At 67.3% G+C, this 14,650-nt stretch carries 16 protein-coding genes and 1 pseudogene; 9 read left to right on the forward strand and 8 right to left on the reverse strand.

Going from position 1 to position 14,650, the window contains the following annotated elements; genetic code table 11:
* Positions 1 to 136 precede the first annotated feature (136 nt).
* Together rpsD and ACFE7D_RS05525 are read right to left on the reverse strand one after the other, a co-directional pair.
* The gene (rpsD, locus tag ACFE7D_RS05520; RefSeq protein WP_174287135.1) at positions 137 to 751 is read right to left on the reverse strand and encodes a 30S ribosomal protein S4; all 615 of its coding nucleotides are present in this window, start codon (positions 749 to 751) and stop codon (positions 137 to 139) included.
* A gap of 184 nt (positions 752 to 935) precedes the next feature.
* Positions 936 to 1,274, reverse strand: a complete 339-nt coding sequence (locus ACFE7D_RS05525) for a hypothetical protein (protein ID WP_375394431.1) — start codon at positions 1,272 to 1,274, stop codon at positions 936 to 938.
* A 49-nt stretch (positions 1,275 to 1,323) separates the two neighbouring features.
* Between ACFE7D_RS05525 and ACFE7D_RS05530 the strand changes: the two genes are divergently transcribed.
* Positions 1,324 to 1,656: a chorismate mutase gene (locus ACFE7D_RS05530; protein ID WP_375394432.1), complete on the forward strand. Its 333-nt coding sequence runs from the start codon at positions 1,324 to 1,326 to the stop codon at positions 1,654 to 1,656.
* 102 nt (positions 1,657 to 1,758) lie between these two features.
* Here ACFE7D_RS05530 and ACFE7D_RS05535 read toward each other — a convergent pair whose 3' ends face one another.
* Genes ACFE7D_RS05535 through rpiB form a run of 5 tightly spaced genes read right to left on the reverse strand, consistent with a single transcriptional unit; the run spans position 1,759 to position 4,906 of the window.
* Positions 1,759 to 2,508, reverse strand: a complete 750-nt coding sequence (locus ACFE7D_RS05535; protein WP_375394433.1) for an RNA methyltransferase — start codon at positions 2,506 to 2,508, stop codon at positions 1,759 to 1,761.
* A complete protein-coding gene (nrdR, locus tag ACFE7D_RS05540) occupies positions 2,505 to 2,966 on the reverse strand; it encodes a transcriptional regulator NrdR (RefSeq protein WP_375394434.1) in 462 nt (153 codons plus the stop codon). Before nrdR ends, ACFE7D_RS05535 begins: the two co-directional genes overlap by 4 nt.
* Positions 2,966 to 3,142, reverse strand: a complete 177-nt coding sequence (locus ACFE7D_RS05545) for a hypothetical protein (protein WP_375394435.1) — start codon at positions 3,140 to 3,142, stop codon at positions 2,966 to 2,968. Before ACFE7D_RS05545 ends, nrdR begins: the two co-directional genes overlap by 1 nt.
* Positions 3,143 to 3,146: 4 nt before the next feature.
* Positions 3,147 to 4,469 (reverse strand): serine hydroxymethyltransferase, encoded by a 1,323-nt coding sequence (gene glyA / locus ACFE7D_RS05550; protein WP_375394436.1) that lies wholly within the window; start codon positions 4,467 to 4,469, stop codon positions 3,147 to 3,149.
* On the reverse strand, positions 4,466 to 4,906 hold the full coding sequence (rpiB, locus tag ACFE7D_RS05555; protein WP_375394437.1) for a ribose 5-phosphate isomerase B: 441 nt from the start codon (positions 4,904 to 4,906) through the stop codon (positions 4,466 to 4,468). The genes glyA and rpiB overlap by 4 nt, the downstream gene beginning before the upstream one ends.
* An 81-nt stretch (positions 4,907 to 4,987) precedes the next feature.
* Between rpiB and ACFE7D_RS05560 the strand changes: the two genes are divergently transcribed.
* Together ACFE7D_RS05560 and ACFE7D_RS05565 are read left to right on the forward strand one after the other, a co-directional pair.
* Positions 4,988 to 5,560, forward strand: coding sequence for a sigma-70 family RNA polymerase sigma factor (locus tag ACFE7D_RS05560; protein WP_375394438.1), 573 nt, complete (start codon positions 4,988 to 4,990; stop codon positions 5,558 to 5,560).
* Positions 5,553 to 6,275, forward strand: a complete 723-nt coding sequence (locus ACFE7D_RS05565) for an anti-sigma factor domain-containing protein (protein ID WP_375394439.1) — start codon at positions 5,553 to 5,555, stop codon at positions 6,273 to 6,275. The genes ACFE7D_RS05560 and ACFE7D_RS05565 overlap by 8 nt, the downstream gene beginning before the upstream one ends.
* Before the next feature lie 18 nt (positions 6,276 to 6,293).
* On the opposite strand, the pseudogene ACFE7D_RS05570 reads toward ACFE7D_RS05565, so the two are convergent.
* A pseudogene (locus tag ACFE7D_RS05570) lies at positions 6,294 to 7,087 on the reverse strand (SDR family oxidoreductase).
* Positions 7,088 to 7,168: 81 nt separating this feature from the next.
* Here ACFE7D_RS05570 and ACFE7D_RS05575 point away from each other — a divergent pair.
* The 6 genes from ACFE7D_RS05575 (at position 7,169) to ACFE7D_RS05600 (ending at position 14,498) form a co-directional block, all read left to right on the forward strand.
* Positions 7,169 to 7,921 carry an ATP-binding cassette domain-containing protein gene (locus ACFE7D_RS05575; protein WP_375394440.1) on the forward strand — a complete coding sequence of 251 codons (753 nt, stop codon included), beginning with the start codon at positions 7,169 to 7,171 and terminating at the stop codon, positions 7,919 to 7,921.
* The gene (locus ACFE7D_RS05580) at positions 7,918 to 9,453 is read left to right on the forward strand and encodes an ABC transporter permease/substrate-binding protein (RefSeq protein WP_375394441.1); all 1,536 of its coding nucleotides are present in this window, start codon (positions 7,918 to 7,920) and stop codon (positions 9,451 to 9,453) included. Before ACFE7D_RS05575 ends, ACFE7D_RS05580 begins: the two co-directional genes overlap by 4 nt.
* 142 nt (positions 9,454 to 9,595) lie before the next feature.
* A complete protein-coding gene (locus tag ACFE7D_RS05585; protein ID WP_375394442.1) occupies positions 9,596 to 12,082 on the forward strand; it encodes a TonB-dependent receptor in 2,487 nt (828 codons plus the stop codon).
* A 169-nt stretch (positions 12,083 to 12,251) separates the two neighbouring features.
* Positions 12,252 to 13,346, forward strand: coding sequence for a DNA replication/repair protein RecF (gene recF, locus ACFE7D_RS05590; protein ID WP_375394443.1), 1,095 nt, complete (start codon positions 12,252 to 12,254; stop codon positions 13,344 to 13,346).
* A gap of 82 nt (positions 13,347 to 13,428) precedes the next feature.
* The gene (locus tag ACFE7D_RS05595; protein ID WP_375394444.1) at positions 13,429 to 13,659 is read left to right on the forward strand and encodes a hypothetical protein; all 231 of its coding nucleotides are present in this window, start codon (positions 13,429 to 13,431) and stop codon (positions 13,657 to 13,659) included.
* Positions 13,656 to 14,498, forward strand: coding sequence for an SPFH domain-containing protein (locus tag ACFE7D_RS05600; RefSeq protein WP_375394445.1), 843 nt, complete (start codon positions 13,656 to 13,658; stop codon positions 14,496 to 14,498). Before ACFE7D_RS05595 ends, ACFE7D_RS05600 begins: the two co-directional genes overlap by 4 nt.
* Positions 14,499 to 14,650: the final 152 nt, after the last annotated feature.

Genomic DNA, 14,650 nt, shown 5'->3' on the forward strand with positions numbered 1-14,650 from the left:
GCACATCGCTGGACCGCCGCTTGAGTCTTGCACTGAACGCGTCGCGGCAAAGCCGCGACGTCGGACGGGGCTTCAGCCCCGCCGGCCGTTCGCGTTGAGAGGTTCGTTCGGATTTAGCTTGCGCTAAATCCTTACCTCAACGCGAATAGAATTCCACCACCAGGTTCGGCTCCATCTTCACCGGATACGGCACCTCGTCCAGCGTGGGCACGCGGGTGAAGGTGATCTTCGCGTTGCCGTCGGGGGCGACGTAATCGGGGATTTCGCGCTCGGCCAGGCCTTGCGCTTCCATCACCAGCGCCATTTCCTGCGCCTTCGTGCCGAGCGTGATCTCCTGGCCGGCGAAGACGCGGCGCGAGGCGATGTTGCACTTGACGCCGTCGACCCGGATATGGCCGTGGCTGACCAATTGGCGGGCGGCGAAGATCGTCGGCGCGAACTTCGCGCGGTAGACGATCATGTCCAGCCGCTGCTCGAGCAGGCCGATCAGGTTCTGGCTGGTATCGCCCTTCATCCGGGCGGCCTCGTGATAGCAGGCGCGGAACTGCTTTTCCGTCACGTCGCCATAATAGCCGCGGAGCTTCTGCTTGGCGCGAAGCTGGATGCCGAAGTCCGACACCTTGCCCTTGCGGCGCTGACCATGCTGGCCAGGGCCGTATTCGCGCTTGTTGACCGGGCTCTTCGGGCGACCCCAGATATTCTCGCCCATCCGACGGTCGAGCTTGTGCTTGGCGCTGGCGCGCTTCGACATGTAATATTACCTTTGCAAGTGCCAATGACGGATCCGCATCATCGCTGGCGCGGATCATTCCCGGTCATCGCCTGCTTGGACCTTTCGATCGGCAGGGCCACCGCTTCACCGGGGTGCGGAGCCATTCGCGAAGCCGCGGCCTCTGGCAGAAGCGGGTGCCGAGGTCAAGCTTGGGCGAGCGCGATCAATGTGCGCCGACGCTGCCGCGATGAAGGATGGCCCGTGCGCTTTCCAAGTCGCTCGCGTTTTGCCGATCGACCTGCGCCCATTCGGCGGCAGTGTGGCAGACCGACTTCCCCATCATGATCGATCCGGTGACTTCGCTCTGGCGGCAGATTTTCTCGTTCGGATCGGCCGGCTTCCTTTCTCCGGCCATAGTCGGCACCGTGATGAGTGCGGCCATGGCCACCGGGACGAAAGTGAAAGAACGCATATCGAAACTCTCCGAACCGGTGGAACCCCGGCGATCGCAAGCCGACCAGCCCGGCCAGGCGGGAATATCGACGGCGTCGCTGTCCTGCAAGCGCGATCGGGGAGGCTGGACAGCATCGCCTGCTCGATTATCAGGCGGCATGAACGTTCGCATCCCCGGCCCCGATTGTGCCTCCATGACGGACGTCCGCGCGGGCGTCGATCAGGTGGATCGCGAACTGGTCGCGCTGCTTGTCCAGCGATTCGCCTATATGGACGCGGCGGCGCGGATCAAGCCGATGCGCGGGGCTGTCCGTGACGAGGCACGGAAACGTCAGGTGATCGCCAACGCGGTGGCCGCGGCGACGGCGGCGGGGTTGCCAGGAGGCCCTATAGCGGAACTTTGGGAGCGGCTGGTGGAGGCATCGATCGCGTATGAACTCGCTGCGTTCGATGCGCGGGGGTTGAGCGGCGTCCGCTCGATCCGCCTTTAGGGCGTTTTCCTGCGAAAGCAGGAACCCGGGGTTACGATCGGCATCGCTATCGGCCCCGGGATCCTGCGTTCGCAGGAGCACGGACCCCATCGCCCACCCCCCTCACCGCCGCGTCCGCGGCCGGTCGAGCGTCGACAATATGCCGCGCATCGTACGCACTTCCTGGCTCGACCAGGCGGGCTTGGTCAGCAGCGTTCGCAGCGTTCGTCGGACCGTCGTCGCGCGGTCGGGCGGGTAGAAATAGCCTGTCTCGCCGAGCATCGCATCGAGTTGCGCGATCATCCCGTCCAGTTCCTCCTGTGGCGCGGGCGGCGACAATTCGGTCTCGGGCGGTTGCGCGAGCGCGACATGCTTGGACCATTCATACGCGACCAGGATCACCGCTTGTGCCAGGTTCAGCGATCCGAATGCCGGGTTGATCGGCACGGTGATGATCGACCGCGCGACCGCGACGTCGTCGGTTTCCAGCCCCGATCGTTCGGGCCCGAACAGGATGGCGGTGCGTGCCGGGCTCGCGTGGATCTCGCGTGCCGCCTGTTCCGGCGTCACGACCGGCTTGGTCACGCCGCGCTTGCGGACCGTGGTGGCGTAGACATTGGCGCAATCCGCGATCGCCGGGGCGAGATCGGGGTACAGGCCCGCCTCCGCCAGCACTTGGTCCGCGCCGCTCGATGCCGGTGCCGCGGCGGGGTTCGGCCAGCCGTCGCGCGGGGCGACGAGCCGCAATTCGGTGAGCCCGAAATTCAGCATCGCCCGCGCCGCCTTGCCGATATTCTCCGCCAGTTGCGGCCGGACCAGGACGATGACGGGCTTGGGCGCGAGGGCCGTCGGGTCGCTCGCGTCACCGGTCACTGGCGACCGATCTCCCCGACCGAACCGGCGAATTGTTCGAAATCGCGCGCCTCGCTGAAATCGCGGTAGACGCTGGCGAAACGGATATAGGCGACCGAATCGAGACCTTTCAGCCCCTCCATCACCATTTCGCCGATCCGCTTCGACGTCACTTCGCCGTCGCCGAGCGTTTCCAGCCGGCGCTGGATTCCGGACACCAGCTTCTCGATCCGGACCGCGTCGATCGGCCGCTTGCGCGTGGCGATCGATACCGAGCGGAGCAGCTTTTCACGATCGAATGCTTCGCGTCGCTCCTCGGATTTCAGCACGATGAGGTCGCGCAACTGGATTCGCTCGAACGTCGTGAACCGCGCGGCGCAACCCTCGCACTGGCGACGCCGCCGGATCGCGGCACCGTCCTCGGTCGGGCGGCTGTCCTTTACCTGGCTGTCTTCATGGCCGCAGAACGGACAGCGCATCAGCCCTGCTTCTTGGCCTTGTAATAGGCATAGCCGGCACCTGCGGCCGCACCGATGATCGGGCCGACGAACGGCAACGGGATCGCGACGACCGCGCCGAGCGCGCCCCATTTGGCCATGCTCTTGCCAAGGCCGGGGGTGTTCCTGATGTCGTTCTTCACGTCTTCGACGCCCATGTCATTATCCTTGATAGATGGGAAAGCGCGCGCACAGGGCCCGCACCCGGGTCCGAACGTCCGCCTCGACGACGGGGTCCCCATGCTCGCCCTTTTCGGCAAGACCGTCGAGCACGTCGGCGACCATATGGCCGATCTCGCGGAATTCCGCGGGTCCGAACCCGCGGGTCGTACCCGCCGGCGAACCGACGCGGATACCGCTGGTCTTCACCGGCGGCAGCGGGTCGTTGGGAATGCCGTTCTTGTTGCAGGTGATGCCCGCACGCTCCAGCGCCTCGTCCGCATCGCGGCCGGTGATGCCGAGCGGGGTGAGATCGACCAGCGCCAGATGCGTATCCGTGCCGCCCGATACCAGGTTCGCACCGCGCTCCTTCAGCGTCGCCGCCAGCATCCTCGCATTCTCTATGACCGCGGCGATGTACGTCTTGTAGTCGGGCTGCAACGCCTCGCCGAATGCGACCGCCTTGGCGGCGATGACGTGCATCAATGGTCCGCCCTGGAGGCCGGGGAAGACCGCCGAATTGATCTTCTTCGCGATCACGTCGTCGTCGGTCAGGATCATGCCGCCGCGGGGACCGCGAAGCGTCTTGTGCGTCGTCGTGGTCACGACATGCGCATGGCCGAACGGCGTCGGGTGCAGACCGGCGGCGACGATGCCCGCGAAATGCGCCATGTCGACCATGAAATACGCGCCGACCTTGTCCGCGATCGCGCGGAACTTCGCGAAGTCGATCTGGCGCGGATAGGCGGAGCCGCCCGCGATGATGAGCTTCGGCTGGCGCTCCATCGCCAGCGCTTCGACCTGCGCATAGTCGATCAGGTGCGTGACGGGATCGACGCCGTAATGGACCGCGTCGAACCATTTGCCCGACATCGCCGCGCGCGCGCCGTGCGTCAGGTGACCACCCGCGTCGAGGCTCATGCCGAGGATCGTCTCGCCCGGCTTGACCAGCGCCAGCATCACCGCGCCGTTCGCCTGCGCACCCGAATGCGGCTGGACGTTGGCGTGCGCGCACCCGAAGATCTGCTTGGCGCGGTCGATCGCCAGCGTCTCGACCGCGTCGGACGGTGCGCAGCCCTGATAATAGCGCTTGCCCGGATAGCCTTCGGCATATTTGTTGGTGAAGACGCTCCCTTGCGCCTCCAGCACCGCCTTCGACACGATATTCTCCGACGCGATCAGTTCGATCTGCGTCTGCTCGCGCTCCAGTTCCTGCGCGACGCCGGCGAACACCGCGGCGTCCGCTTGCGCCAGGCCGCGGGTGAAGAAACCGTCCGGCTGGACGTCGTGCAGGTCGGGACGGATCGGGATGGGCTGGCTGCTCATGCGGGGACCTTCATGGAGAGTTTGTCGACGCGGGCGCCGTGGCGGCCGCCGAGGAAATCGGTCGAGAGGAACGCGGCGACGCATGCCTTGGCCATGTCCTCGCCGACCAGCCGCGCGCCGATCGCGATGCAATTGGCGTCGTTGTGGCTGCGTGCAAGCTGCGCGGACAGCGGTTCGGATACCTGAGCGCAGCGGCAGGCCGGGTTGCGGTTCGCCGCGATCGCGATGCCGATGCCCGAACCGCACAAGGCGATCCCGCGATCCGCACGGCCGTCCGCCAGCGCATCGGCGACCGCGGCGCCGTAATCGGGATAATCCACCGGCGCGCCGCCATGCGTGCCGAGGTCGACGGGTTCGTGCCCGGCCTCCGTCAGCCACGCGACCAGGACGGTTTTCAGCGCGACGGCGGCGTGATCGGAAGCGATGGCGATGCGCATGCGCCGCCCTTACCCGGGAAGACCCGGAAAGGCCACCCATCGACGCTTGGCCGATCCTCGGCGAACCGCTAGAACCGTCGTGTGAACCCGCCCCAGACCGATGCCGATGCAGCGCGTGCGCGCCTGGCCGATGCGTTGGTCAAGACCGGCAGCGAGGATCGCGGCGCGTTCCGCGATCTCTACATCCTGACGCAATCGAAGCTATTCGGCATCTGTCTTCGTATCTGCGGTGAACGTCAGGCCGCAGAGGATGTGTTGCACGAAGTCTATCTCACCATCTGGCGCCGGGCGGGCGCGTGGGAGCCGGGGCGGGCGAGCCCGATCACCTGGCTCGCCACGATCGCGCGCAACCGGGCGATCGACTGGCGGCGCGCGCAGGGCGTCCGCCGGACCGATTCGCTCGACGGCGCGCCCGACATCGCCGACGATGCGCCGTCCGCCGAACAGATACTGTTGTCGAGCGAGTCGAGCCACCGGCTGGCGGTATGCATGCAGGCGCTGGACGATCGGCAGCGGACCGCGATCCGCACCGCGTTTTTCGACGGCGTGACCTATGCCGATCTCGCCGAGCGGGCGAACGTCCCGTTGGGCACGATGAAGAGCTGGGTCCGCCGCGGCCTCGCGCGATTGAAGGAGTGCCTCGATCATGGATGACGCGCTCCTGTCCGACAGCGGCGACATGACCGCCGCCGAACTGTCGCTGGGCCTGCTCGACGGACCGGAGCGGGCCGCCGCATTGCGCCGGGTGCTGGCCGAACCGGACTTCGCGCGCGATGTCGAAGCATGGCGGATGCATTTCGCGCAATTGTTCGATCTGTGGCCGGGCGTCGAGGCCCCGGAGGGGCTGATCGACCGGATCGACGAGAGCCTGGGCGGTCCCGTAACCGGTCGCCGGTCGCGGATGCCCTGGCCCGGGATCGCGATCGTGGCCAGTGCGATCGCGGCGGTGCTGCTCGTGATGGTGCTGGTGCGCCCGGTCGGGCCGCCGCCGGGGCAGCCGCCGGTATCGCAGCCGGTGCCGGTCGCCGCTGCGCCGGCATCGCGGACGATGCTGGTCGCGTCGCTCGGCGATGCGAAGGCACCGATCGCGGCGGCCTATGATCCGGCGGCCGGGTCGATCCGGGTCGCCGCCACACCGGCACAGACCGGACGCAAGGTGGCCGAACTCTGGCTGATCGGCGGCGATGGCGTACCGCATGCGCTTGGGCTGCTGGCCGTCCAGCCGACCACGATCAGTCTGCCGGCTGCGGCGCGCGCGAAGATGGGATCGGGCGTGACGCTCGCCATCTCGGTCGAACCGGCCGGCGGCGCGCCGGGTATTGCGCCGACGGGGCCGGTGATCGCGACTGGGGTGCTGGCGGCGGTTTGAGGCGTCGGACGGCGGGATCTACCTCCCGCTACCCATCCCGCGCTTCATCCGGTTGCGCGGGCGGCCCGGCATCCAGCGTGCCGCGAACGCCAGCCGGCGCGCGGTCTTGCCGACATGGATGTGGACCGCCTTGCCTTGCACCGTCTTCCACGCCGCCTCCGCCACGGCGTCCGCGCCCGTCAGTTCCGGTCCTGCGCCGACCACCGTCTCGCGGATCGATCGATTGGTGTCGCCGGCGACGCCGTCGAGCAAAGGCGTCTCGATGAAGCCGGGGAGGATGTCGCGGACCTTGATCCCGTAACCATGCCATTCGCCATCCAGCGCCTCGGTCAGCCCGCGCACCGCGAACTTCGTCGCCGAATAGGTGGCCAGCCCGACGATCCGTAGATCGCGGACGCGGATGCGGTGTTGAGCAGACACGACCCCGGCGTCTTCGCGAGATACGCATGGCCGATCCGCGCACCGTTCGGCACACCGGCGAAATTGATCGCGACCGTCCGGTCGATGTCCGCGAACCTCGCCTGCGCCAGCGGACCGCTGGTGGCGATCGCATTGTTGAACAGCACGTCGAGCCGTCCGCCGCTGGCGCCAGTGAAGGCGTCGAGACTGGCGACCCATGCGTCGCGGTCGCGCACGTCCATCACGTAACGCTGCGCCATCCCGCCGCCGATCATCGCGATCGTCTCGGCAAGCCCGGCTTCGTCGATGTCCGCTACGTCGGCGCGCCAACCGCGGCTGGCGAACAGCCGCGCGGTGGCACGGCCGATCCCCGATCCGCCGCCGGTAATGAAGATCGCCTTGATCTCGCTCATCATCCGCGCCTGTACGGGTTCGCGCCATCGCGTGAATCCGGCATTTGACCCTTGCCGCTGCATCCCCCATCGTCGCCGGCGATGCCAGCGCAATCGATCGCATTCGACACGCTCAGCAAACGCTACGGCGCGGTCGCGGCGGTCGACGGTGTGTCCGCGACGATCGATGGCGGCAGCTTCGTCGCACTGGTCGGCACGTCGGGATCGGGCAAGTCGACGCTTCTGAAGACGATCAACCGGCTGGTCGAACCGACGGGCGGGCGGGTCACGATCGACGGTGTCGATGTGACGGATGGCCCGGCTCCTGCGCTGCGGCGGCGGATCGGCTATGTGTTCCAGGGGATCGGGCTGTTCCCGCACATGACGGTCGCGGAGAATATCGCGATCGGCCCGCGGCTGACCGGCAAGCGCGTCGATGGGACGGCGATGCTCGACCGGGTCGGCCTGCCGCGAACGATGGCCGAACGGATGCCACACGAACTGTCCGGCGGGCAGCGCCAGCGCGTCGCGATTGCCCGCGCACTGGCACCCGAGGCAAAGATAGTGCTGCTCGACGAGGCGTTCGGCGCGCTCGATCCGGTCACGCGCGACGATCTCGGCCGATCGATCCGCGCGCTGCACGATGCACTGGGCCTCACCACGATCCTGGTCACGCACGACATGGCGGAGGCGCTGCTGCTCGCCGACCGCGTACTGGTGATGCAGGCAGGGCGGATCGTGGCGGACGAGACGCCCGCCGCGCTCGCGGGCGGGGCGGGCGGCGACGCGGCGCAGGCGCTGGTCGCGGTGCCGCGCGAACAGGCCGCGCGGCTGGCGGCATTGGCGGCGGCGTGAGCGGCATCGGCGACGCCTTTTCGCGCGTGCCGCCGCTGCTCGCGCAGCATGTCCTGCTCGCAGGGTCCGCATTGGTGCTCGGCATGCTGATCGCGGTGCCGCTCGGCGTGCTATCGGCGCGGCGACCCGCGGTGGCGCGGGTCGCGCTCGGGTTTGCGAGCCTCGTCCAGACGATCCCCTCGCTGGCGCTGCTCGCATTGTTCTACCCGCTGCTGCTGGCGCTGTCGGGGCTCGTCGGCGGGGGCATTCCCGCGCTCGGCTTCCTGCCCTCGCTGATCGCGCTGACGCTCTATGCCCTGCTGCCGATCCTGCGCAACGCGGTGACGGGCCTGCGCGGCATCGATCGCGCAGTGATCGAGGCGGCGGACGCGGTCGGCATGACGCCGTGGCAGAAGCTGCGGCTGGTCGAGGCACCTTTGCTCGCGCCCGTTCTCATCGCCGGCATCCGCACCGCCGCGGTCTGGACGATCGGGGCTGCGACATTGTCGACGACCGTCGGGCAGCCCAGTTTGGGCGACATGATCTTCGCCGGGCTGCAGACGCAGAACTGGACGCTGGTGCTTGCGGGCTGCATCGCCGCGGCGTTGCTGGCGATGACGGTGGACGGCACGATCGGGCTGGTCGAACACGGTCTGGCGACGCGGCGGCGCGGGTTCGTTATCGCCGGGCTGTCGATCCTTGTCGTCGGACTGGCGCTCGCGACCGCGCCGCTCCGGCATCGCAGCGGGCAGCGGACGGTCGTCGTCGGCGCGAAGAATTTCTCCGAACAATATATCCTGGCGCGGCTGATCGGCGACCGGCTGACCGCGGCTGGTTATGACGTGCAGTACCGCGACGGGCTCGGTTCCGCGGTGATCTACGGCGCGCTGACGACGAACGATGTCGATGTGTATGTCGATTATGCGGGCACGATCTGGACCAACGCGATGAAGCGCACCACCGTCCCGCCGCGTGGGGCCATGGTCGCGGCGATCGGCGGCTGGATGCGGGCGACATCGGGCACCCGGCTGGTCGGGCCGCTCGGGTTCGAGAACGCCTATGCCTTCGCGATGCGCGGGGACGAAGCGAAGGCGAAGGCAATCGCGACGCTCGACGATCTTGCGGCGGCGTCGCCCGGACTCAAGCTCGGCAGCGATCTGGAATTTCTCGAACGGCCCGAATGGACGGCGGTGAAGCGCGCCTATCGGATGCGCTTTGCCGCCGCGACACCGTACAGCCCGACCTTCATGTACAGGGCGCTGGCGAGCGGGACGGTGGACGCCATCTCCGCCTTCTCGTCCGACGGGCGGATCGCGGCGGACGGGCTGACGATCCTGACCGATCCCCGCCGCGCGATCCCCGGTTACGATGCGATCCTGCTGGTCGATCCGCGACATGCGCACGACGAACGCCTGATCGCGGCGCTGCGCCCACTGGTCGGGCGCATACCGGTCGCGACGATGCAGCAGGCGAATTACCGGGTGGATCGAAGCGACGGCAAGCAATCGCCCGAACAGGCCGCGCATTGGCTGGCGGCGGCGATCGGGCGGTAGCTGCCCGGCCATAGGCGTCCGCACCTGCCGGTCCTTTTTGCGGCGTCATCGAACCGTCACGGCCGTGTCGCCGATCCGTCTTTTCCTGTCCCTAGGCAACGCCCGGGCCCGGCGACGACCGGCAATGGGGAATCGAGACATCATGACCGACCATCGCAAGGCGACTTTGCTACTGGGCGTTGCGCTAACGACGTTCGCCGTACCCGCCGCCGCGCAGACGATGTTGGCAACGACTGCGGTCGATCCCGATCCGACTGGCGGCCCCGACACGCCGGCGGACCCGGCGCAGGACATCGTCGTCACCGCCAAGACCACCCGGTCGGTCACGCAGATCACCGGGGTCGAGATCCAGAAGATCCTGCCCGGGATCAGCCCGCTGAAAGCGTTGGAGACGCTGCCCGGCGTCACCTTCCTGACCGCCGATCCCTGGGGCAACAACGAACAGAATATCTCGCTGTTCATCCACGGCTTCAACCAGCAGCAGCTCGGCTATACGCTCGACGGCCTGCCGCTCGGCGACCAGCAATATGGCAATTACAACGGCCTGTCGCCGCAGCGCGCGATCATTTCCGAAGATGTCGGCCGGGTGACGCTGGCGTCGGGTGCCGGCGATCTCGGCACCGCGTCGACCAGCAACCTCGGCGGCACGATCGACACCTTCTCCAGCGATCCGCACGACCAGCGTGGCGTCACCGCGTCGCAGACCTTCGGCAGCTATTCGACGTTTCGCACCTATGCCCGGATCGACAGCGGCGACCTGGGCGACGGCACGCGTTTCTACGTGTCCGGCGTGCGCCAGGACGCGCGCGCCTGGGATTTCAACGGCAAGCAGGGCGGCTATCAGGCGGACGGCAAGATCGTCCATGACGATCAGCACGGCAAGCTGACCGTGTATCTCGCCTATTCCGACAAGACCGAACCCAACGAGGATTCGACCGCGATTGTCGTGCGGCCAGCCACTGCGACCACCGCGGCGATCGACAACCGCGCCACCGCACCGTACACGCGGCCATTCTATTATCCGGATTTCGCAGGGGTGGTCGGCTATTACCAATCGCCTGCCTATGCCGCGATCAACGCGGCACCCGGGTCCAACTATCAGAATTTCTACAGCGACGCACAGCGCACCGATTATATCGGATATCTGAAATACGACTGGAAGGCGTCGGATCATGTAAGCTGGTCGAACCAGCTATATTTCCATCATGACGACGGCGTCGGTGTCGTCGCCGGGCCGATCACCGCCGCCGGGCTGCCGCTGCTCTTCTCCTATTATTATCCGGGTCCGCAGGGGCCGGGCGTGAATACCACGTCGGCGGCGAACGTCGCGCGGCTGTCGGGCATCTTCGGCGGATCGGGGCTTGCCGCGCGCACCACCGAATACCGCATCGACCGCGAGGGGCTGGTCTCCACGGTGAAGGCGGAATTCGGCAACCACCAGATCGAACTCGGCGGCTGGTACGAGCATCAAAGCTCGTCCTCGTTCCGCCGCTGGTACGCGGTCAGCCTCAGCAATCCGTCGTCGCCCTATACCCGGCCGCATGATTACGAGACGCCGCTCATTACCCAATATGGCAGCGAGATCCGGGTCGACGAGATTCAGACGCATCTGCAGGATTCGTGGAAGATCGTGCCTCGCCTGACCTTGCTCGCCGGCTTCAAGAGCACGTTCCAGATGGCGTCGCAGGCGGTGCCGGTCCAGCCGATCCCCGGCTCGTTCACCGGATCGCTCGGCCTGCCCGTCGGCAAGCTCGACACGACGAAGCCGTTCCTGCCGGAGATCGGCGCGGTCTGGGATGCGACCGATCACGAACAGCTTTTCGCCAATGCGCAGAACAATGTCCGCCAGTTCCAGACCAGCGCCGCCGCCGGCCTGTCGCCGTTCGCGCTCGGCAGCCAGACGCTGTTCGATTTCTTCAAGGCCAATACCAAGCCAGAGACGAGCTGGACCTATGAAGGCGGTCTGCGCACGCATCATGCGCTGGCGCTTGGGCCGATCACCGCGTTCGAGGGGCAGATCAGCTATTATCACGTCGATTTCAGCAATCGCCTGCTCGCGATCAGTCCGACCGTCACGATCACCGCGATCGCCAGCGGGGCGACGATCCTGCAGAATGTCGGCAGCGTGACGACCGACGGCTTCGATGCCGCCGGGACGCTGCACTTCGGCAGCCATTTCTCGGTCTACAACGCGCTGTCGTATAACAATTCGCGCTACGACAATAATTATGTGACGGGCACGACGACGGTCCCGACCGCAGGGAAAAAGGTACCCGGCAGCCCCGACTGGCTGAACAAGACCGTGGTGTCCGCCAATGCCGGGATCTTCGACGTGCAACTGATCGGCGACTATCTCGGCCGGCGTTACACCACGTTCACGGACGATCTCGTCCCCGGCGACGGCGCGGCGAAGGTCCCGGCCTATTTCACGCTGGCGGGCCGTATCGGCGCGCGGATCCCGCTTGGCGACGGCGCCACCGGGCATGGTGTCAACGTCAGCCTCAACGTGACGAACATCACCAACAAGCGGGCCGAATCGTCGCTCGCCATCGCGGCTCCGAACGCGACCTACAATTTCTTCCCCGTCGCCCCACGGCAGTTCTTCGGTACGATCGGGGTGTCGTTCTGAGAAGGATTACCGCGATCCGTCACCCCGGCCGCGTGCCGGGGTTCATCGTGCCGCGAGATCGGAAGCGTGAGATTGCGCGGTACGGTGGCTGCCGGGGGCGAGCCCGGCATGACGGAAGGGGGCAAGCCTGCGATTCCAGCATGCGCCGCTTTGCGTTAGAGCCGACGCGATGCTGTCGCGCCTCGTCCTCACCGATATCCGCAACCACCCCGCGCTGACGCTCGCGCCCGGCAGCGGTTTCGTCGTGCTGACCGGCGAGAATGGTGCGGGGAAGACCAATATCCTGGAAGCGGTGTCGCTGCTCGCGCCCGGCCGGGGCTTGCGGCGTGCCGCCTTGTCCGCGGTCGCGCGGCAGGATGGACCGGGCGGCTTCGGGATCGCGGCGACGCTCGAGGCGGCGGGCGGGCCGGTGGAACTGGCGACCGGCACCGTGCGCGTCGCGCCCGAACGGCGGATCATCCGGATACAGGGCGCGACCGCGGCGGCGACCGCGCTCGCCGAATGGCTGACGATCCTGTGGCTGACGCCGGCGATGGACCGGCTGTTCGTCGATACCGCGGGCGAGCGGCGGCGCTTTCTCGACCGGCTCGTGCTGGCGCTCGATCCCGGCCACGCGGTCCAGGCCGCGCGCTACGACGCGGCGATGCGCGCGCGCAACCGCCTGCTGGCGAGCGAGGATGGGATCGATCCCGACTGGCTGGCCGCGCTGGAGACCGCAATGGCGGCGCACGGCGCGGCGATCGCGACGGCGCGGGCGGACGGCGTGGCTGCGCTGGGCGAACGGCTGGCGACCGAACCGCCGGGGCCGTTCGCGCGCGCGACGCTGGCGCTGGAGGGGTGGCAGGGCGATGCCGACCGGCTTCGCGCCGAACTGCGCGCCGGCCGCGCGCGCGATGCCGCGGCGGGGCGGACGCTGGTGGGACCGCATCGCAGCGATCTGATCGTCACCCACCGCGACAAGCGCCAGCTTGCCGGGCTGTGTTCGACGGGCGAGCAGAAGGCGCTGCTGCTCGGCATCGTCCTCGCACATGCCGATCTGGTCGCGGACCGTGTCGGCCGCGCGCCGATCCTGCTGCTCGACGAAGTCGCCGCGCATCTCGACCCCGCGCGGCGCGCAGCGCTGTTCGATCGGCTGGCGGGCAGGGGTCAGGTCTGGATGACGGGCACCGAGGACGCGCTGTTCGCGGGGTTGCCGAACGACGCCACCCGGCTTCGCCTGACGGAGCAGATAGGCTCCTCTGCCGGCCCTATTGAAACCATATAGGCACACCGCTATACCCTCGACCAGCGAGTCTTCCGACCCGCTGCGGCTCCCCGCTCGCTTGGGAGCTTGGGGCGTCCTCTTCATGCAACCGCTCGACACGTGGCTCGTGGGGTTCGGCCTGCGTTCACTGGCCTTGTTGTGCCTCGAACTCGGCTGTTTCCTGTTCGTCGTGCCGACATTGTTCGATTTGCACAGCGATCTGGCCGATGCCGCCGCCGCGATCCTGGCGATCGCCGCGCTCGTCGGCGGGTTCGTCGGCATCGTCGGGCTGACGCGTGAGGCGACCGCCCTCATCAGGGACAAGGACCAATGAATCCCCGTATCATCCGCTGGAGCCCGCTGCTGCTGCTTCCGCTCATCGCGATCGTGCCGATCACGTCGTGCAGTCGGGTCGAACCCGGGCATGTCGGGATCAAGGTCAATAATTTCGGCAGCGCCGCCGGGGTGTCGGACCATGCGCTGGGCGTCGGCTGGTATTTCACGCCGGTCGGATCGAACATCTACGAATATCCGATCTACACATCGACCTATGCCTGGACCGCGGGCAGCAGCGAACAGACCGCCGCGGACGAGGCTTTCACGTTCCAGGACAAGAACGGCCTGAACCTGTCCGCCGATATCTCCGTCGCCTACCGCGTCGACCCGGTGAAGGCGCCGATCCTGTTCCAGAAATACCGTACCGAAATGAGCGGGATCGTCGCCGGCCCGCTGCGCAACGCGGTGCGGTCCGCGCTGAACGAGGAATCGGCGATGCTCGGCGTCGAGGAGATCTACGGGCCCAGAAAGGCCGCGCTGATCAACGCGGTGCTGCGCGACGTGTCGAAATATTTCGAGCCGGTGGGACTGCATGTCGAACAGCTTTACTGGGCGTCGAACGTCCGCGTGCCGCAACAGGTGCTGACGCAGATCAACACCAAGCTCGCGAACGAACAGGCCGCGCTCGCCGCGCAGGCCAATGTCGCAACCGTGCGCGCCAATGCCGATGCGCGGATCGCGGATGCGCAGGGCAAGGCGCAGGCGTCGCACCTCGAAGGCGACGCGTTGCGCGCGAACCCCGAAATCCTGCGCCAGCGCGCGATCGAGAAATGGGACGGCAAGCTGCCGACCTACATGTCGGGGACGGGGCAATTGCCCTTCATCCTCGACAAATAACGCGCATCATGCGGCGCCCGGCATATGCGAACCATGTGCCGGGCGCTGCGGGCGCGGTGAACGACGGCTGTCGGACGAACTCACCCGCGGTTCAAGCGGCGATCCCTAATCCGTCCATCATGGCGGGGGCCAAGGGAGAAAAAGACATGAAG

Origin of the sequence: uncultured Sphingomonas sp. (assembly GCF_964244235.1) — a bacterium.
Taxonomy (GTDB): domain Bacteria; phylum Pseudomonadota; class Alphaproteobacteria; order Sphingomonadales; family Sphingomonadaceae; genus Sphingomonas.

Coding starts and splice junctions, on each gene's coding strand:
- nrdR (WP_375394434.1), bottom strand. CDS start 2,966: ATGCGCTGTCCGTTCTGCGGCCATGAAGACAGCCAGGTAAAGGACAGC.
- rpiB (WP_375394437.1), bottom strand. CDS start 4,906: ATGCGCATCGCCATCGCTTCCGATCACGCCGCCGTCGCGCTGAAAACC.
- ACFE7D_RS05530 (WP_375394432.1), top strand. CDS start 1,324: ATGAACGTTCGCATCCCCGGCCCCGATTGTGCCTCCATGACGGACGTC.
- ACFE7D_RS05565 (WP_375394439.1), top strand. CDS start 5,553: ATGGATGACGCGCTCCTGTCCGACAGCGGCGACATGACCGCCGCCGAA.
- ACFE7D_RS05585 (WP_375394442.1), top strand. CDS start 9,596: ATGACCGACCATCGCAAGGCGACTTTGCTACTGGGCGTTGCGCTAACG.
- glyA (WP_375394436.1), bottom strand. CDS start 4,469: ATGAGCAGCCAGCCCATCCCGATCCGTCCCGACCTGCACGACGTCCAG.
- ACFE7D_RS05545 (WP_375394435.1), bottom strand. CDS start 3,142: ATGGGCGTCGAAGACGTGAAGAACGACATCAGGAACACCCCCGGCCTT.
- rpsD (WP_174287135.1), bottom strand. CDS start 751: ATGTCGAAGCGCGCCAGCGCCAAGCACAAGCTCGACCGTCGGATGGGC.
- ACFE7D_RS05600 (WP_375394445.1), top strand. CDS start 13,656: ATGAATCCCCGTATCATCCGCTGGAGCCCGCTGCTGCTGCTTCCGCTC.
- recF (WP_375394443.1), top strand. CDS start 12,252: ATGCTGTCGCGCCTCGTCCTCACCGATATCCGCAACCACCCCGCGCTG.
- ACFE7D_RS05595 (WP_375394444.1), top strand. CDS start 13,429: ATGCAACCGCTCGACACGTGGCTCGTGGGGTTCGGCCTGCGTTCACTG.
- ACFE7D_RS05575 (WP_375394440.1), top strand. CDS start 7,169: ATGCCAGCGCAATCGATCGCATTCGACACGCTCAGCAAACGCTACGGC.